Source organism: Pseudoalteromonas sp. RB2-MNA-CIBAN-0110 (assembly GCF_040309305.1).
Lineage (GTDB): Bacteria > Pseudomonadota > Gammaproteobacteria > Enterobacterales > Alteromonadaceae > Pseudoalteromonas > Pseudoalteromonas arctica.
In genome coordinates this window covers 14,938-34,887 of sequence record NZ_JBEOOQ010000040.1, presented here as the reverse complement: position 1 = coordinate 34,887, position 19,950 = coordinate 14,938, and the positions used below count along the sequence as shown (strand labels likewise).

Genomic DNA, 19,950 nt, shown 5'->3' with positions numbered 1-19,950 from the left:
GAGCGCTTAAAATCAGCTTAGTGATGACGCTAAGCTGATTTATTAAACACGTTTTAAACCTCTAATGCCTTTAAAAAAGCATTAATGTTAGGTGCAAGTACATGGTGTGTTTTTTTGCCTACGTGCTCTAAACATACTTCACCAGTGTGCACCAATACACTTACTAGTAAATCATCTTGATCTGTTAAACCAATAAATACCGTTTCTGGCTGCTTGAGCTTGCGTTTCATTAAAACGTGACCCGTTATATTTTGCTGTAACAAATTAAAATCTTCTTCGTTCCATGCTTGTAATAATTCAACCTGATGCCCATCAATAACTGCTGAAATGCTTCCACCGTACATATGCCCATATAGCTCGCTAAGCTCTTTTGGGAAATCAAGCTCAAGTGCGCTGGCTAAATCATTAAGCGAACCTGCAGGTTGCTGTCGCGCGCCCTGCCATTGAATGTTTCCTTGCTCGTCAACCTCACCAACTTCACATGGGCTTGGCCATTGTTCGTCGTGCGCAATAAGTGGGTACTTTGTAGTGTTTTTCAGGATATTTTCGCTAAATGTTTGATGAAGTTGTTCTATAAGCAATGCAACAGACATACTGTGAAACTCATTTAAATTAGATATAATGTCCCTATTGTAACTATTTAAGAGCAAACATGACAGATTACAGCAATTCTCCAGACCTTAAAGGTAGCGTATTAGGCCAATCTACTGAGTATGTAGATGTGTACACGCCAAGCTTGCTTTTCCCTATTGCGCGCAAACTAAATCGTGATGCTTTAAATATTGACGAAGCAGAGCTTCCATTTAAAGGCCAAGATATTTGGACAGGTTACGAGCTTTCATGGCTAAACAATAAAGGTAAACCGCAAGTTGCCGTAGCCTTATTTACCTTTGAGTGCCAAAGCAGCCATATTATTGAGTCAAAGTCGTTTAAGCTTTACTTGAATAGCTTTAACCAAACCCGATTTGAAAGCATTGATATAGTAAAACAGCACTTAATTGATGATTTATCAAACGCGGTTAACAGCCCTGTCAAAGTGACTTTATATAATCCTGATGATTACAATTGCTTACCGTGTACAGCGCTGCCAGGTGAATGTATTGATGACTTAGATATTGAAATTAATAATTACGATATTGATGCTAATTCACTTAAAGCAAAAAGTGATAACGTAGTTACTGAAACGCTCTACAGCCATTTACTTAAGTCGAACTGTTTAATTACCTCACAGCCTGACTGGGCAAGTGTGATTATACGATACACAGGCGAGCAAATATGTCGCGAATCGTTACTGCGTTACTTAATTTCGTTCAGAACACATAACGAATTTCATGAACAGTGTGTTGAACGTATTTATAGCGATTTAACAACACACCTTAATATTAAAGAGTTAGAGGTTTACGCGCGTTATACTCGTCGCGGCGGGCTTGATATAAACCCGTATCGCTCTACGCATTATAACGACACGCCATTTGCAGTTAAAATTAATCGTCAGTAGGTTATTTTAAACTGGAATATGAGTATTAAAAAAGGAGCCTAGGCTCCTTTTCTATTTGTATATTTAATTAATACCAATTCGCTTAATTAAGTGAGCTATTTTGAGGCTGGGAAAACGTGTTGATAGCTAGGCAAAAAATTCGCTATTTAGTTGTTCTCGGCAATTGCTCCTGCATTGCTCTACCTTCTGCATCCATGCAGTCGTAAATGAGAATCTTTTAACGCAAGTAGCGACACGTTTAGCCCCGCAAAATGATTAAGTATTATTGCGGATTGGTATAACTTCACGCTTAGTGGGTATAGGCATACCACACACATCAACGTAATTATGTGCTTTAACAAACCATGGTTCAATACGGTTTTTACGAGCACTGATCAAGTTTTTAAACACAGATGAGTTTGTTTTCATCACTTTAAATATACTTTTATCGCTTTGTATATCGCCAAGTACTTGTATATTGGTAATTGGGTTAAATACTTTTCCTTCAGTTGGTGTACGCGCTAAACGATTAAAATGCTCTATACCTTCGAGCACTCGGCCAAACACCGTAATGTTTTTATCAAGGTAACGAGGGCCTTGCCCTATCGTTACAAAAAACTCCGTACTCGCACTATTTATATCGTTATCGCGCGCCATTGCAAACACGCCACTACAATGCACTTGCCATGTTTGCGTATGTGCTGAATTTTGAGCTACTGTAAAGCCGTTTAAAAAACCCGTAACAGGCGCGTAACCATCGCCTTTTAACTCGGTAATTTTAAGTGGTTTGTTTGTTGTTAAATAAAACTCAGCAGGGACTGTTTTATCCGCTGTTTTAATTAACTTTTTACCCGAACTGTCGCCACCTTGCGCTACAAAACCTTCAACAAACCGATAAACGTTGGTATTTTTATAAAACCCTTCTCGTGCTAACTTTTTAATATTTTGAACGTGCTTTGGGGCAAGCTGTTCATTAAGTTCAATGTACGCATCGCCCGTTGGCAGCGTTATCTTTAAAGTATTTTGAGCGTTCACTACTCGCCAGTCATTATCTGTTGCACTCGCAATTACCTCACTCGCGCTCAATAAAGGTAGCTCTTGTTTAGCAACACCATTACCTAGTTGTTGAGCACAACCGCTTAATAAAACACTAAGCAGAGCTGGTAATATAATTTTTTTCATCGCTTATATCCTTATAATTATTATAGTTTTTGTTATTCCCAGTCAAACTTATATAGCACATCAACATTTTGGTATAGGCCGCTCGTTATTTCTATGTATAACTGTGAAAGTAACTGATAACGCACAGCCACTTCACTGAGCGAATCAAATACACCCACGCTATATTTAACTTGTAAGCTAGGTGCTACGTAACCTGATATTTCTACTTTGGTGCTATCACCACTACCTGATGAGCTTAAACTTACATCTGACAGCCCAAAGGTTTCACCTACCTTAGAAACAACCCCTTCGCTGCGGCTAACCCCTTGAGAAAGCAATAACTGCGTAAGCATCGCATCGCTTGACGAACTTTCTCCATCGCCTAAAGGTTGGCCATTAAGTAAATATGCGAGTGCTTGAGCTTGATCCATCGCAGGCTCAGAAAATATTTTAAGCGTTGGTTGTTCAACATTACCCGTGAGCGTAACCCCTGCAATGACACCATTTGCAGTCGTATCGGGGTTACGTATTGCTTTAATATTTAAAAATGGTTGTTCAATTGAACCGCTAAAACCTACTTGCCCGGTGCTGATTATTAAATCTTGCCCAAAGGCTAAGTAAGTACCTTCAATTAAGTTAAGCTCACCTGTGGCTATAATTGGTGCACCTTGACTCATTTTTATCGCTAAATCACCCGCAACTTTTGATTCCAAGCCAAACGATTCTACTTTTACATCGTTTTTCACAATCACTTTTAAATCTATGTCGTAATCAAACGGAACTGTTTCTGTGGCCTCGGTTTTTTGATCAACAATAATTTCATCATCGCTAACTTGCACTGCGCCCTCAGGAAGCTCTTCAATCATTATACGACCGTAAGGCACAACTACTTCACCAGCAAGCTTGAGTGCATTATTAGCCAAGCCTATTTTTAAATCCGGCGATACTTTAAAAGTAACCCCTTGCTGCGCGCGTACATAAAACTGCTCGCCAACTACCGCAACATTTACAGCAGGCTGAGCACCTTGCCAATCAACGTCACCAGTGAGATTTATTTTACCGCCCTGATTGTCGATTAAATTGCCTTTTATTGTGGCTGTTGTTTTATCAAACAATACGTTTATATTTGATTTTTGCAGCGCTATAGGTAATTGATCGCCCTCTAAACTAATATCGCTCACATTAAGCTCGCCATTTAATAATGGATCTTTTAACGTACCTGCTAACGCGACTTTTCCGCTAATATCACCTTTTAACTGCTCGAGCGTTTCAAGAAAAGGTTGTAAGTCTGAAAGGAGTATTTTATCGATATTAATGGTGCCATTAAGCGCTTGCGTATTTTGTATATCATCGATATTAATTTGTGTATTAATTTTTCCTAATACACTTGATTCTAAATTAGCTTCAAGCTTGCCAATTTGAGAATCCGAAAACGCACTAATACTTAATGTTTCGATTGGTAATTTAAAACGATCTTCTTCCGAGGTAAGTACCGCTGTTAAATCAGTAGAATCGATATTTGCGCGTAATGTTTTAAGCGCACCGCCTTGCCAATTAAGTGCAACATCGCCAGCTATATTACCGCGAGTACGAATGCTACGAGGTAGAAAATGCTTAAGCTCCTCAAGTGCTAATTTGCTTAGTTTAGCATTTAGCTGACCAAGTTCTTTTGTTTGAGCTAGCGTGTCTATACATAATTCACTTTGCTCAGATGCCCAACAATGCGCGCTTACATTAAAGTCGCTAGTTTGAGTGTTAAACATAATGGCGATATTTTTAGTGTTGCTAAAGCTTAGCTTTTTATCCCCGAGCGTTACATTGCTAAGCTCGCCATTCCAAGTGGCATTATTAATTTTGCCATTAACTTCAAGCTCTATACTGCCTTGTTCTGCATCTACTGATGCCGTAAGTTGATGATCTGTTTTATCGCCGCTGGCATCAATTTTAACGCTATTAATTTGTTGGTCAGCCACAAGCGCCGAACCAACACTCACCGATACATCGGTTTGCCAATCGGCAGCGGTATCTAACTGCCCTTTTACTGATAATTTATCAATGTTTATTTCATCAAAAATAAAGCGATCTAGTATTAACGCTAAATCAACTGAAGGCGTTAATCGCTCGCCTCTCACTTTTAAATCTGCAAAGCCATCTGCAGTAAATGGAATATTAGCTTTTTCATCACTTTTTAGCGTTACTTTGCCATCAACCTGCCAAATGTCGTCAACTTGCCCACTTAGCGCTAACTTGTTGGTGCCACTACTTAAATAAAAGCTATCAATGTTCGCTTTTAACGTATTGTCGAGCTTAAAGTTAGAAGCAAACTCTAGTGGTACATCGTTAAGTAATCCGTTTAGCTTTGTATTATTCATTTGTAGCTGCCACGCATCAGCTGCAGCATTAAACGAGCCTTCAAACTGCCCTGAAATATCACTTGTTGCAGCGTCAGTTAAATACTGCGCTTTTAAATTAGCAAGCGTGCCATTAAAGTTAGCCTTTATACCTTGTTGCCAATCAACATTGGCTTTAATCACTGCGCTGCTCTCATTCGCTTTTATACTAAGCGCTTGTAAAGTTGCTTTGGTAAGACTGCCTTTTAATTGGGTATTTAAATCTACAGCTGGGTACGCGCCTAATTGACTATTTGCCAGCAGTGTAAGCTGATAGTCGTCGGCATTACCTTTAGCATTAAGGCTAACATTTTTAACCTTCAGCTCATTACTTTGTGCATCAATAAGCCACTGTTTAATTTTGCCATTTAACTCAAACGGATAGTTTTTTTGCTTTAAATTTGCCGTTGCCGTTAAACTAAGTGGGTATTGCCCCTGCGTTTCTAAATTTAGGTTTAGGTTTGATAAGTCACCATTCAACTGCAAATTGGCTTGGTGCTCATCACTTTGTAAAACCACACTCCCTTTTAAAGGTAAGTTCCCTGCAAGCTCAGCGTTAAGATGTGTATTAAGCTGCCACTGCTCATACTTTGCAGAGAATGACTCTAAATTAATAACCGCATCTTCCACACTTAATTGCAGCGAGATGTTTTCAATAACATGCTGCGCTTCATCTTGTTCTATCGTAATGTTAGCTATTTCAAAGTCTTCAACGACTAAATCAAGTGGCGAAGTAAATTCTATACTAGGCAATGCAGGTAGCTGTATTAAAGGCGCTTGAGTATTTTGCGCCGTTTGTGTTTTCGCATCTTGTTCTTGCTCTTTTAAAGCAACAAGTATGGTGGGAATACTCAGGCTTTTAACCGTCAGCTTTGAACCCTCTGCTTTTGCTGAGAGTTTAAAATTATTAACGCTTACATTTGCACTTGGGTGCTCTAGAATAAATTTGCTTATCGCAATATTTTTTACAGCAATATTAAAAGGTAAGCTAATTTTTTCAAGTGGCTCTGCAGCGGCTTCTTCTTGTGACTCTGCAGCTTTTGGTAATGTTAAATTTATAGATTTCGCACTTAAGTTATCTATACAAATTCCATCGCACTGCCACCAAAACAAATCAATTTTCAATTGTTGTGCATTAAAGTCCAATCCGTTGTTAGTAAAGCGCACATTAAAGGCATCATTATAAATAAAGCGGCCATTTTTAATTTCAATATGTAGTCCATCAACCGCTTTGTTAGCACTATAAGCAATAAATTGATTACCGGGTGCGGTAAATAACAAACAAAATAGTGCAACAACTAACGTGACAAAAATAGCACTTACGGCGGCTGTTATCTTTTTTAATACTGACATTAAATTTCTGGCCCTATGGTAATACTTAAACGTGTGCTTTTACTTTCTTTTGTTAATCCCCAAGCGTGGTCTATACGCACGGGGCCAACGGGAGTTAAATAGCGAAAACCAAAACCAGCACCTGCTTCAAAATCATCAGAAAAATCATTAGTCGCAGTACCACCATCAACAAATAAAGCTGCTCGCCAATTTTTAGCAAACTGGTAGTTATATTCCATCGTGCCCGATAGTAAATACTTACCACCTATTAGCTCGCCGTCATCGTTCTCAGGCGAAATTGATTGGTACGCAAAACCACGAACGCTTTGATCGCCACCTGCGTAAAACCGAAGTGAAAATGGCACGTTGTTAATATCATCAACAAGCATTGCTCCTACATTCGCTTTTAAAAACACCAAGTGGCGGTCAAAATAAGTGCGTAGCCATGCATGTTGCATTTGCACCCTAATCAGATTAGTACTCGAAAGCACATCATCTAAGCCAAACTCAGCAGATATAAGCCACTGCTCTCCCCAATAGGGAGTCGTGCCACCTTTTGATTTTTTGCGCGCGTAGCTAATGCCAGGCATTAACATTTCGGTACTTTCTTCGTCTTCATCACCAATACGGTAGGTTTCTTGGTCGCGGCGTAAAAATGCAGTACGCACCCACTTATTTTCGGTCAACCATTGGCGCTGAACTTGCCCTGTTAATATTTCACTGTAAGTGTCGTTTGTGAGCTCATCTTCTAATTTATAACCGACAGAGAATCGCCATAAATCATCATTAGGATCATCAACTGGAATGGTATAAGCCATGGAAATATCTTGCTGCTTTTGTGCCACATTTAAATTAGTTTCGAGGTAATGGCCGTCTTCTGTGATCCACGGTTTACTCCATTTAAAACGCACCTTGGGTCCTAAGTCAGTACTAAAACCACCGCCAATTTCATAGCTGTTAGCTGGCTTGGGTAATACTTCAACTTTAATCGGTACTTGGCTATTTTTACGCGCTGCAATGTCAGCATAAACACGTACACTGGCAAAATAAGGGGTACTTGATAAATCCAAGTTATAGTCAGCAATATGTGTTGATTTATAAGGTTGGCCCTGCGAGAAAGGCGCTATAGAGCGTATGTATTTTTCAGCGGGTGTACTACTGGCAATTTGTATATCGCCAAATTGATACCTAACTCCGGTATCAATTATGAAAGTAATAACAGCACTATTTTTTTTAAGCGACACTTCTAATTTGCGCGCTGGCCACTTAGCATCAAAATAACCAAGCTCCAGCAACATAGATTCTATTTTTTTATGAGCAGAGTCATATTTACCATGATTTAAAACATCACCTTGCTTTAAGTGATTGCTTTTAATCAATGCCTGTAATTGAGTATCACTTTGACCATCACCGTTTAGCGTAATATTAATTGCTTCTATGCGAGTTGCAGGCCCCCGTTCAACTTTAACAATTAGCTCGCTGTCGTCTTTATCATAAATAACCTCGACGGTCGGGCTATAATAGCCAAGTGCTTTGATGCTATTTTGTACTTGTTTTTGAGCATAACGGCGAAGTGTACGGGTTGGCTTCTCGCCAATTAACTGCTTGAGGTAAAGAGCTACGTTATTTTCTAAATCGCCACTTAACCCTTCAATTTCGTAATCTTCTATGACTTTTTCTGCCGCATAGCTATTTGTCGCAATTAAAGCGCTCACAACACACATGCAACGTAAAAACTTAATAAACAAGTAAATATCCTTACTTTTAATATCTTACAAAAAACTGGTTAATTACCCGCATATTAGCATAGCCATAATGAGCAACACATTAACTTAATAACAATCTAACGCGTAAATTTAACTTTGAATAAATATCAGCATAATTAAAATTAGTACGCGTTAAGACAATATTTTAGTTACAATAGTGCCTACGAATAAAAAATTAATTTTAAATGAGTTTTTAATGCAATTCCCTGATGATGATAACGGCCAACTTTTAGCCGAAATAGCCGCTGCTGGCATTGATTTAAATAAAATGCACCAAGTCGATTTTTTTATTTTATTTGAACAAGAAGCCGATGCTGAAAAATTTGCTAAAGAAATAGTCTCTGATGCATTAGTTCAAAATGCTGAGCTTGAAAAATGTAAAGACACTGGCGTTTGGGAAGTTATCACTCAAGTACAAATGGTGCCAGAGCACACCCTTTTAGGACAAGCAGAGCAATACATTGAAAGCATTGCTAATAGCTTTAATGGATACGGTGACGGCTGGGGATTAATGGACGGTGACGAGGCTTAGTTGCCTTTTAATTGTATTAGTTCAATGTACTCTATCAGTTAAGCTTAGCGGCTTAACTGATTTGCCTTCCTAAAATTGCCTTTATAATCAAATAGCTTATCAGCTACTTTCCAACCATATTTTTTGCTTTTTCGTGCAATAACAAAATCCGGTGGTACTAATTCAAATTGTGCTTTTACTACTTGCTCTGCAGTTTTAAAATTAATAGGTGTTTGCCCAAGCCCCACACGTTGACCAAATTGCTTATTAAATATAAATTGCCCGCCTTTATTTGCGAGGTTATATACTTCATCGCAACTTGCACCATCTTCATCAAAATACGTTATTTTAATAAGTTCATCTTTAATTTGAGTTACCGATAACCCACTACATCGAAGCACAAGTGCGTCTTTTAAGTTTAATGCATTACGTAACTTATCATCAGGGTCGGCCATAACCGCGCCACAATCATGGCATTTACGTGCAGCAATATCATTTTGGGCACCGCACTGCTCACACTCTTTAAACCTAAAACGATAATCGCACTGCTCTTTATGCCCATCATCATCTTCTAACAGCCCTTTACAGCGCCTGCCAAAGTGCTCGATTACTTTTCCTGCGGAATCAGTTTTACCCCAAAATATATTCGCAAAACCACAGCCAGGACAAAGTACCTGCACAGGTTCATTATCACTATCGCCTTTTTTATCGCCTACTTCTGGGTGAAATAAATTAAAACCATTGCCGGCATAATCTATTACTAAGCAATCCGTTTTTGATTCAGATAGCCTCAAGCCTCGCCCCACAATTTGTTGATATAAACTAACTGATTCTGTAGGTCTTAAAATAGCTATAAAGTCGACATGTGGCGCATCAAAGCCGGTTGTTAGTACCGATATATTAACTAGATACTTTAATTGCTTAGCTTTAAATTGCTTAATGATTTTATCGCGCTCAGTGTTTGGCGTATCACCTGTTATAAGTGCACTTTGCTGAGCTGGTAGGTAGCTTAATATTTCCTGAGCATGCATTACCGTGGCTGCAAAAACCATAACACCTTCACGCTCTTCACTGTATTGAATTACTTGCTGTAATATCGCTTTCGTTGCGCGCTCACTGTTTTTTAAAAGCGCATTCATATCATCAGTCGTATATTGCCCAAATGCATTGCTATCTAAAGACGAAAAATCATAATGGCTAATCGCTGCATCAACTTCGTTTGGCGGCGTTAAATAATTATGTTTGATCATATACCTGAGTGGTAATTCAAAAATACAACTTTTAAACGGGCTTTCATTAGTCCCTTTAACAAAGCCATGATAATGATGATGGTATATCCACCCCGTTCCTAGCCGATAAGGTGTTGCTGTTAAACCCAATACTTTTAACTGAGGGTTATATTCTTTTAAACTACTTATTACTTTTCCGTACTGGCTTTTTTTATCCCCATTTACCCTGTGGCATTCATCAATAATAAGTAACGAATAATGCTCATTTAATTTATTTAAATTACGAGAAAGTGATTGCACACTGGCAAAGGTTACTTGATGGTTTAATGACTTTTCTTTTAAACCTGCTGAAAATATACTCGCCTCTAAACCAAAACTTTTATATTTTTGCGAATTTTGCTCTACCAGCTCTTTTACATGAGCAAGCACTAATATTTTTTGCTTAGCTATACGCGCAAGTTCAGCAATAACCAAACTCTTACCTGCGCCGGTTGGTAGTACAATAACGGCAGGATCATTACTCTTTCTAAAGTGTAAAACGGTTCGTTCTACGGCTTCTTGCTGGTAAGGTCTTAGTTTATAGCTCATGGGAAAACAAATAGGTTTGAGTGAAGAGATTTTAGCAAATAATAGCTGGGAGTTTTAAACTTTAATTATATTTTATTGAGGGGTAAACAAAAAAGAGAAGCCGAAGCTTCTCTTATATTTAGCTTTAAGCTAAAAATTTCTCAAGCTCAACACCTTCAAACGCTTTAGGACGACGGCCACGGCCTGTCCATTCAATAGTCTCACCATTAAGTTCCATACGGTACTTAGGCTTAACTTTAGTACGTTTGTCAGATGCTCCATCTTGTAAATCTTCTAGCGTAAGTCCTTTTTCTTTTAAAAGATCCAAAACTTCCTGTTTCGCTTTTTGCTGCTGGGTATATTTTGAAATTGCATCATTGATAAGCTGTTGGGCTTTTTCAAGATCCGTTAATGATGCTGTTTTAATAAAAGATCGGACTTCTTTCATTTATATCTCGCTAAATTGTGTGATTAGATTTATTTAAATATTCTTTTTTAGTATAAGGGTATTTTTCAAAAATAACTACGACACATAATTTATTAATGTATATAAAATTTATTTATAAAAAAACCGCGATTAAAATCGCGGCTTTTATCATTTTATATAAATAACAATTAGAACTTAGTAGTAAAGCTTAACTGGAAATAACGACCAGTAACATCATAAGCTTCACCAACAGTGTTTATACCTGATGCTCCACTTACAGAACTTTGGTTTGCTACAGGAGGTTGCTTATCAAAAACATTTCGAACTGACAAAGTAACGTCTGTTCCATCAGTGATGTTATAAGTACCTGATAGATCATGATAAATAACAGTCGGGAAGCGATTAAACTTTTCTAAAGGAGCACCAGTTGAGAAATTTTGGTTTCCTTCAATATTACTATCATTTGAACTTGCCCAGTACTTCATGCGCCATGATACCGCAAAGTCATCAACTGCATAGCCTAAATTTAAATTTGCACGATTAGTAGGAGTTAATACTTCACCTCTGTAATCTATCTCTTCACCAGATTCAATTGATGTTTCAGCATACTCATACAAATGATTCCAAATCAAGTCAGCTGATAATTGCCCGTAAGCAAATTCTTGTTTATAGCTTAATTCAATATCCAAGCCTTTTGTGCTTAAATCATTTTCATTGCTAGTACCAGAGCTAACTTCTGTCAAAGCACCTCTTGTATCACGTATTGCCCCACCACATGTCGCATCAAAGTCTGATGGATTAACACCGTAGCATCGGTTTAATACCGTTGTTCTAGCAGTGGTAGCAATAGCGTTATCTACAGCAATATCGTAGTAGTCAAGCGTTAATGAAAATTCATCAGTCACTTGCCAAATAGCGCCAACACTAAATGAATCAGATGTTTCTTCTTTTACATCTTCATTACCACCAACATAACCGCCAGTGCTTTGACGTTCAATAGTTGTTAAATTGAATGCGCCTTCAGTAGCAACTCGATTAGCCACTTCAGCGATAGAAAGACAGTTAGCCGCTACATTTCCGGTAGATGATGCAGTAATTGCATCACATGGATCTGCAACACCTGAAAATGTTTCACCTCTACCACCGAATAAATCAGCAATATTTGGAGTTCTAATAGCTCGCGCTGCTGATGCTCTTAATTTTACTGTATCTGTAGGAGAGTATTGTACACCTGCATTCCATGTTGTTTGTCCACCAACAATTTCATGATCTGAATAGCGAGCGGCTAAATCTAGTTCAACATTTTCGAGAACTGGTAATACAGTTTCAACAAAAACATCGTTAGTGTAGAAGCTACCATTCGTAGGCTCAGATTTATTTGTACTTGAAGCACCAGTTTGCGCTAAATCACCTGGAGAGTATGAACCTTTTTCAAGACGATGTTCTGCACCAACTGCTAGACCAACCATACCACCTTCTAGCTCAATTGGTAATTCACCTGAAAGGGTTGTTGAAAATATAAATTGCTCAACTTGACCTTGAGATTTTGCAGGTGATCTTACATATGCAACAGCTTCATCAGACAAAGTTCCTGCACCGAACAAATCTAAAGGCACACATCCTTGAAGTACTGCTAAATCATTAGAACATTGGACGTTACCTTCTGCGTTAGTGTATACATCTAATGCATTTGCAGCACGTTCAACATTTATTTGACCACCGTTTTCTTGGCGCTGGTCAGTTTTACCCCATGAAATATAAGAGTTTAAAAGCCAGTTGTCATTAATTTCCCAGTCTATACCTGTCGCAATACGGATAGTATCACGCTCTAAATCTGTTGAACGAGCACCAAACTCAACCATACGGCGAACTAACGTTGGTATATTATTATCCATTGTTAAATCAGGATTATCAGACATTAAATTTTGGCGTAAAAGGTCTGGAACTAAAGGGCTTCCCAGTTTAATCCCACCAACGCCACCACGTGAAGGTAGATATACATCATCCGTAGTAAAAGGAGTTGGTTCAATAGTCGAGTTGTATGTTTTAGATGAATTCCAGTTTACTTCCGTGAAAGAGTGAACACTATCTGAAATATCTTGTTTAAAATTAACTGCTGCGTATTTACGCTCAAGCGGAGTAACTAACTGTCGGTAAGAAGCACGATTGAATGAATTCTCATCACCTACATAAGGTGTCCCATCTGCATTGTATGCGCCAACACGGCCTTGAGGCGGATATGAAGAATTCTGAATACCAACATATTCACCACCCTCATCATTCAAAAATATAGCTTCATCATATCTTGAGAAGTCTCGATCGGATGACTTCAGACCTTTATCATCATCATATCCAGCAGCAATTGTTACACTACCTGAATCCCAGCTATTACCAGCAGTAAGGTTTAAAGAATATTTTTCGCGATCAGACTCATCTGAAACACCTGTTTGAGCGTTAACTTCAACACCTTCAAAATCGCTTCGCGTAATAATGTTCACAACACCAGCAACAGCATCTGAACCATAAATCGCTGAAGAAGCACTTTTAAGAATATCAATACGTTCAATCATTGATGCTGGTATTGCATTTAAGTCAACCGCATAACCACTTGATGGAGAAACGCCTGATACAAAGCGACGACCATTCACTAATACTAATGTTCTTGAAGAACCTAAGTTACGTAAAGATGTAGTGTTAAGACCAACGCCTGTAGTACCAAATGCACTATTTGATTGGTTTGAACCAGCAATAGTGACCGGGGATTGATTCAAAACATCAGCTACATTCAATGCGCCCATTTGAATAATATCACTTCGGCCAATTGATGTGATTGGCACGGTTGTTTCAATATCAGTGCGCTTTATGCGTGAACCCGTTACTTGAATACGCTCTACTTTTTCAACACCTTCGTTTGCAGCGATTGTGTTCATAGAAAAAACAGCTGTAGATGCTGCACCAAAAGCAATCGCTAAGCGAACAGCTTTTGAAACTTGATTATTTAACATTGGATTCTCCCTAGAATACTATTTTAATTGTTTTGCCTTCAAAAACGGTCTGCATTTAATTGCAGTACCTATTTTGATTCGAATAGTAGTCCTAACTTATGCAAAAGGTCAACACTTGGCTAACCAAATAAAACTCTTTATTTACAAAGCTTTAAAGTAACAAAAAACAAACACGATGCCCTTTTTGCAATAATTTATTATTGTATTGCTGTCTTGTTATATGGTTGTATTATTGCAAAAAATTAATTTAAAATAAGTGCTATTTACTGAAGAAATCATATCTAAGTCTCGTCTCAAACAAGTTACTTACTTCCTTATTGTGGCGAATTATGTAGGTGTAAAAGCATGCAAAAAAATAAATTACCTACATAAAATTAACAAAAATGATTGAGACAACTATAGCTATTCAACTATCTGAAAAGCACTACTTGGCCTTTCTAAAAAAGAAAGAATCCATAAGCTATATTTTCATTGATTTCAAAAATCGCACACCGATGGCAGGCTAACTAAAATAGCTGAGTCACTTTTTGTAGTAATTACTATTAAATATGTATAAATGCTTAGTCTATATTTCAGTAAGTCAGCGAGCTAGGAGTGCTAATAACTCCTTGTATAGATAAAGACGCTAGGCAAGTGACGCAAGCTTAATACTTAAACGAAGAAATGAAAGAGTTGCAGCTGTTATGCGTAATGTAATGTGATACTGATAGCTTTAAAACTCAAAGATATTAAAGCACCACCCTATTCATCAGATTAGAATGTAATAAATTTAGAATAGGCTTTTAAAGGATACGAAGACGTTGTTAACGTAGCTTTGAAGCACGTAACCACTCTATCAATAGAGTAATTGGCCTATCAGATATGATCAAGGTTGAGGGCTGTACTACCCAAGAATATATCCAATCACCACATTTTCAGCTTAAGTAATGAAACATAATCTTTCGTTGGTATCCATTCTGTTTTTTAAACGTCTGAAGAACCGCTAAGTAAATCCAACATTTTCCTATCTTACGAAACGTAATATCAACTAGATATAAAAAATTTCTGCCTAGTTATAGCGCGATTTACTTATCGTTAAATAAATCCCTATATAGGCCGGTTGGTATAAACACATATTAGGGCAAGTAAAATATAAAAAAAGCCTACTGAAATTTCAGTAGGCTTTAATATTAAACACTTTCGTTTATAAACTTATTTACTAAAGATATTAGAAACGTAAGTTTAGTCCTAAGTTGAAACGTCTGCCGTATACGTCGTAATACTCACCTTCATCGTATGTGCCAGGATTTCTAGGAGGTGTAATATCAAATAAGTTTGAAACACCTAATCTTACTTCAAGCATTTCGCTAACAGTATAACGACCGTTTATTGACCATTCTGTATAAGAAGGAACATCATTATAGTTGTTATTTTCAGCAGTCCACTCTCTGTCTAATACTGTTGAGTGGCGGTATTTACCAATCATACCTACGTATAAATCATCGTAAGTATAGCCTACCGTTAGGTTACCCTGCCAACGAGGGTATCTTACTTCACCAACTGTAGGTGTTGGTTCATAGCCTTCGCTAGAAACATCTGTATTAAACTCTCTATGCTCAAGGTAACTTGCTAGTAAACGGAAGTTAAATGAACCGTAGCTCGTTTCATACTTGTATGTACCTTCTAAATCAACACCTTTAAGAGAGTAAGATGCTAAGTTATATGGTCCATTACGAACCTCAGAAATATCAAGAGTCGTAGGATCACGGTCAACTAAGTCACAAGCACTATTATCTAAACTAGACGCTTCGTAACAATCATCAATAACACGCTGTGCACCTAAAGAGTTAATTGCATCTTCAACGTCAAAACTCCAATAATCTGCAATTAACGTGATATTTTCAGTTGGGGTATAAATTACACCAAATAATGTATCGTCAGACGTTTCTTCTTGAAGGTTTGCATTACCTGAATTCACACTTGGTGGAGTAACACTACGCCAATCATCAGATGGTCTCCAATCTCCAACTGTAGTACCTGGGTTTGGAATACCTGCAGCTTGACAGTTAGCAATTAAGTTTGCTTTTTTGCTATCACTCGCTGTAGATATATTAGTTTGGTCACATGGATCGCCATAAGACGCGAATGACTGAGTACCAGCAGAATAAAGTTGAGATAATGATGGAGCACGAACCGACTTAGACTTTGTACCACGGAAACGAAGTTCATCGTTCATTGCATAGTTAAAGCCTACCTTCCAAGCTACATTATCGCCCACTGAAGAGTAATCCATGTAACGAGCGGCTAACTCAAGGCTTAATGAATCAACAAATGGTGCATCCACTAATAATGGAACTGACATTTCAACACCAATTTCATCAACTGTAAATTCACCATCCCATGCTTTTACAAAGTTACCAAACACTAGATTATTCTGCATTGCTGCACCAGGTTCATTAGAACCAGTTTCTTTACGATGCTCAGCACTTAAAGCAAAAGAAACACCACCGGCAGGCATATCAAAAGCATAACCAGAAATAACACCACCAATAACTTGCTGCTGTTTAACTTTAGAAATTGATGCTGAGGTAGTAACGTAATCTAAAGCTTCTTGAGATGCACCATTAAGACCGAACAGGCTCAATGCCTGACAACCATCTAACGCACCAACTAAAGAACCATCTGAATCACGGTCTGCACAACGAATTGCTCCGTCAATTTCTACCGCGTCAATAGCCTTGTTAAAGTTCTCAGTAAGGAATTCACCGTTCCATGTAGTGTCGTTTTTATTGCGACCGTAACTAAAATATACTTCGTAATCGAACTCTTCTAGTAGTAACCCTTGGAAAGAAAGAGTTGTATTAAGTGTTGTGCGATCATCTTCATAGGTACGATTACCGAAACCCGAAGCTAGCTTATAAATTGTAACTGAATCTCTATCAGCTTCATCTAGTTGTGCTTTAGCAGCCGGGTCTAAAAATGCATTATCTGAACGAATCGATTCAGCAAGGAAAATTGGGCTACTTTCTGCATAAGCACTTGCTTTTGAAAAAGAAACTTCAAAATTCATTGAATGATCGTCAGCATAATTATTTACAATGTTTGTAAAAACATTAAAACGATTAAGTGGTGTTGCAAGATCTTGATGTTCAATAAATTTGTAACCATTAGAGAAGCCGTCACCAAAATATCTAAGTTGATTATTCGGCGCAGGTCTTGTTACACCACCAACTATAACGGGACTAAATTCACCATTATCACCAAATACAACATGGCCATCAGGTAAGAATGCATCACCTGCGCGATCGTAATAGCCTAGTGTTTGCAAACCGGCAAACTCACCTGTAGCTAAAATATTCTGTGGAATTCCATCTGTGTCAGAAACATTATCAGGGTTTAACATCCCAGAAACTGGGTTACGAAGAAAGTCACGGTCTTGAGCTTCAAGCTGTTCTGTTTCTGAGTAAGATAAGCTCGTAATAAAACTTATTTTGTCGCTTTCACCACCAAATGTGAATGAAAAAGACTCTTCTTCACCACCACTTTGTTCTGTAATAGATTTTTTGTAGTTGAAGTCCATAGTATCTTGAGACTTTTTCAAAATAATATTAACTACACCCGCAATTGCATCTGAACCGTAAACTGCTGACGCGCCGCCATGAACAATATCCATACGTTCAATCATTTCAGTCGGAATGCCGTTTAAATCTACCGCAGGATTATCTACAGAAGCACCTACGTATCGACGACCGTTTACAAGTACTAAAGTACGACCTTCTCCAAGCTGACGAAGATCTGTAGTATTTATACCCGCACCAAAAATAGTGTTAGTAGTTGTTGTAGGTGCAGAGCCTACGCCAGATGAAGGCAGCTTTTGTAACAAATCTGATATGTTTGTGATGCCGGCATTAGATAGCTCTTCGCCAGTAATTGTAGTTACAGGAGTAGGTGAAACCTCTGAAAAACGCTTAATACGTGAACCTGTAACCTCTATACGTTCTACTTTTTCAACGCCTTCTTCTGCCGCAATTGTATTTGCAGCGAAAACAGCCGTTGATGCTGTACCAAAAGCAATCGCTAAGCGAACTGCCTTTGAAATTTTATTGTTTAACATTTGATTCTCCCTAGAATACTATTTTATTATTTATGCTTAATTTTTAAAATTAATGCGCAATAAAGCCACTTAACAAGACTAAAAATGCCTATATGAAGGTACAGTAGGACTTTATTGTGTGACGGATGATAGTACTAGAGAAACAAAGAGGTCAACACATTATTAACTTTAAACCAGCAAAAATAACAAATGTGTCTTTCACCATTACAATAAAATCAACAGTAAGCAGCTGATTTTATTGAAAAAGTAATATGTGTATATTTAAAGCTTATATCACCTTAAAATAAAATACTTTAATAACAATAACTTGAATGTTTGTAAAGATTTGTAACAAAGCATCACTAAAATATATAAAAACATTCATATTTAGTAGACTTATCTAAAGCTGCAGGTTTAAAAAAGTGTCTCTTTTATTTAAGGTGAAATAAAAAACAACCTTACTATCAATTAGATAACCTCACTTTTATACCTTAACAATAAGATATATATGCGATTACTTTAGTCTTTTCGAGTATATGACTTATAGTATGCTTGTAAAATTTATTATAGGAATGGACCCAATTAATGTGTAAACATACATAATTACTTACTCCTTCCTTATTTTGCAATCTGAGTTGTAAATTTTATGTTTTTTAACTTAGATATGTGGAAAAAACCTTTTGAAGTAATCACTTAAATTTTATCCTGATCTTTTTAGGATAGGCAGATTATAACCAAGCTACCTGTGTGGCTTTTATGTAAATACCTACTACTGCCTGCATTTAATTTGTTTGAAAAATTCAGTTTAGAACTATTGGGTACACATGTCAGATTATAAGTTTGGTTATATTATTTTGTAATTTGGCCTACATCGTGTTTAACCTGATTTATTGAGCTAGCCAGCTGCAAATCATAAATAAACTTTCTTTGATATGTCGTAAAAATGTTCATTATCATTTTTATACTCGAAAAGAGCATCGACTGATGAGTGTTTGTTTAATGAGAGGAAATTATGAACTCAATTGTGAAGGTAGTGCTTGAACATTTGGTTATTAACTGGCCAATATTATTCCTTAATACTTGTTCTAATGATATTGAAACCATCTCTTTATTTACTAATTTGGTAACATTCATCTGAGTATCACATTAACCGGTAAATCAAAGTTAAAACATCCAAAATTATCAGATAAGCTACATGTATCTGATACGGCCTTAACTGTTAATATTGAATGTACTTAAGAAGAGTTACCCCCTATTAAGTGTAATGCGGGATACCCTCTATATTCATATTTACAGATACTTTTGCCGGGAGCCTCTACAATGATTATCGCTAGAAATAGAACAACTAAAGTTTATAATTACTCAGAATAAATAAGCTATAAATTATAAATCACGACAAACACTTAAAACACTTATTTCCATTAAAATCAACTACTTAACCGCTCCAAGAGATAAATCATATATAATAATTTTGTAAAACATACGTTATTGAAATACGATAAAACACCAACTAAATACAAAGTTACCACGTTAACAAGGTTTGGCAGATAGTCGAAAATCAATGAAATAATGTAGCCTGGAGGAGGGGTAAGTTTAATAGCAAATAGTTTACTTAATATAGATAACCTGTCCGCATTATTATTAGTACTAACACATCAAGATTTCAAACATAAGTTAAAGTATTGCAATTAAACTTAGTAGTAAAATTAGTTCCTATCTTGGTAAATATTTCCTCTTTTGTTAATTTCTCTCATTGCCTCTTGGTTTTTTTTGCGTCTTTCTTCTGCCAACTCTTTTGACATGCATGTACGCTTTTTAATATTACTACCTGTCACCGCTATTTTTTCGCATACCATATTTTCATTACTGCTCAGAGAGTCTTCACTCAGTGAACTACAACCAGATAGAAATAGTAAACTTGAAATGATTATTACGATTAGCTTTTTCATTTTATTCCCTTAAAGTAAAAGCGCTAATATTATAAATATTAGCGCTTTATTATTGTTTTTCTGA

At 37.1% G+C, this 19,950-nt stretch carries 11 protein-coding genes; 2 read left to right on the top strand and 9 right to left on the bottom strand.

The annotated features are described in order from the left end of the window. Positions 1–53: 53 nt before the first annotated feature. Positions 54–593, bottom strand: a complete 540-nt coding sequence (gene syd, locus AAEY68_RS16900; protein WP_197113469.1) for a SecY-interacting protein — start codon at positions 591–593, stop codon at positions 54–56. A gap of 59 nt (positions 594–652) precedes the next feature. Between syd and queF the strand changes: the two genes are divergently transcribed. Continuing rightward, complete coding sequence (gene queF / locus AAEY68_RS16895; protein WP_197209363.1) at positions 653–1,498, top strand: NADPH-dependent 7-cyano-7-deazaguanine reductase QueF; 846 nt, start codon at positions 653–655, stop codon at positions 1,496–1,498. A gap of 255 nt (positions 1,499–1,753) precedes the next feature. On the opposite strand, the gene AAEY68_RS16890 is transcribed toward queF, so the two are convergent. The 3 genes from AAEY68_RS16890 to AAEY68_RS16880 are packed head-to-tail and all read right to left on the bottom strand — an operon-like array spanning position 1,754 to position 8,108. Continuing rightward, positions 1,754–2,659, bottom strand: a complete 906-nt coding sequence (locus AAEY68_RS16890; protein WP_350586489.1) for a peptidylprolyl isomerase — start codon at positions 2,657–2,659, stop codon at positions 1,754–1,756. A gap of 32 nt (positions 2,660–2,691) precedes the next feature. Then, positions 2,692–6,381, bottom strand: coding sequence for an autotransporter assembly complex protein TamB (tamB, locus tag AAEY68_RS16885; RefSeq protein ID WP_350586487.1), 3,690 nt, complete (start codon positions 6,379–6,381; stop codon positions 2,692–2,694). Beyond that, entirely contained in the window at positions 6,381–8,108 is a 1,728-nt protein-coding gene (locus tag AAEY68_RS16880; RefSeq protein ID WP_350586485.1) for an autotransporter assembly complex protein TamA, read from the bottom strand. Before AAEY68_RS16880 ends, tamB begins: the two co-directional genes overlap by 1 nt. A gap of 214 nt (positions 8,109–8,322) precedes the next feature. On the opposite strand from AAEY68_RS16880, the gene AAEY68_RS16875 reads away from it, so the two are divergent. Beyond that, positions 8,323–8,658, top strand: coding sequence for a ribonuclease E inhibitor RraB (locus tag AAEY68_RS16875; protein WP_007378192.1), 336 nt, complete (start codon positions 8,323–8,325; stop codon positions 8,656–8,658). 44 nt (positions 8,659–8,702) lie between these two features. Here AAEY68_RS16875 and radD read toward each other — a convergent pair whose 3' ends face one another. From radD to AAEY68_RS16850, 5 genes are all read right to left on the bottom strand, one after another. Continuing rightward, positions 8,703–10,454, bottom strand: coding sequence for a DNA repair helicase RadD (gene radD, locus AAEY68_RS16870; RefSeq protein WP_350586483.1), 1,752 nt, complete (start codon positions 10,452–10,454; stop codon positions 8,703–8,705). 124 nt (positions 10,455–10,578) lie between these two features. After that, positions 10,579–10,881, bottom strand: a complete 303-nt coding sequence (locus AAEY68_RS16865; RefSeq protein WP_007586043.1) for an H-NS histone family protein — start codon at positions 10,879–10,881, stop codon at positions 10,579–10,581. Positions 10,882–11,048: 167 nt separating this feature from the next. Then, complete coding sequence (locus AAEY68_RS16860; protein ID WP_165741699.1) at positions 11,049–13,865, bottom strand: TonB-dependent receptor domain-containing protein; 2,817 nt, start codon at positions 13,863–13,865, stop codon at positions 11,049–11,051. A 1,207-nt stretch (positions 13,866–15,072) separates the two neighbouring features. Beyond that, on the bottom strand, positions 15,073–17,958 hold the full coding sequence (locus tag AAEY68_RS16855; protein ID WP_350586481.1) for a TonB-dependent receptor plug domain-containing protein: 2,886 nt from the start codon (positions 17,956–17,958) through the stop codon (positions 15,073–15,075). Between the two features lie 1,685 nt (positions 17,959–19,643). Further along, positions 19,644–19,886 (bottom strand): hypothetical protein, encoded by a 243-nt coding sequence (locus AAEY68_RS16850; RefSeq protein WP_024593662.1) that lies wholly within the window; start codon positions 19,884–19,886, stop codon positions 19,644–19,646. Between the last annotated feature and the right edge of the window lie 64 nt (positions 19,887–19,950).

Coding starts and splice junctions, on each gene's coding strand:
- AAEY68_RS16890 (WP_350586489.1), bottom strand. CDS start 2,659: ATGAAAAAAATTATATTACCAGCTCTGCTTAGTGTTTTATTAAGCGGT.
- syd (WP_197113469.1), bottom strand. CDS start 593: ATGTCTGTTGCATTGCTTATAGAACAACTTCATCAAACATTTAGCGAA.
- tamB (WP_350586487.1), bottom strand. CDS start 6,381: ATGTCAGTATTAAAAAAGATAACAGCCGCCGTAAGTGCTATTTTTGTC.
- AAEY68_RS16860 (WP_165741699.1), bottom strand. CDS start 13,865: ATGTTAAATAATCAAGTTTCAAAAGCTGTTCGCTTAGCGATTGCTTTT.
- AAEY68_RS16855 (WP_350586481.1), bottom strand. CDS start 17,958: ATGTTAAACAATAAAATTTCAAAGGCAGTTCGCTTAGCGATTGCTTTT.
- AAEY68_RS16850 (WP_024593662.1), bottom strand. CDS start 19,886: ATGAAAAAGCTAATCGTAATAATCATTTCAAGTTTACTATTTCTATCT.
- AAEY68_RS16865 (WP_007586043.1), bottom strand. CDS start 10,881: ATGAAAGAAGTCCGATCTTTTATTAAAACAGCATCATTAACGGATCTT.
- queF (WP_197209363.1), top strand. CDS start 653: ATGACAGATTACAGCAATTCTCCAGACCTTAAAGGTAGCGTATTAGGC.
- AAEY68_RS16875 (WP_007378192.1), top strand. CDS start 8,323: ATGCAATTCCCTGATGATGATAACGGCCAACTTTTAGCCGAAATAGCC.
- radD (WP_350586483.1), bottom strand. CDS start 10,454: ATGAGCTATAAACTAAGACCTTACCAGCAAGAAGCCGTAGAACGAACC.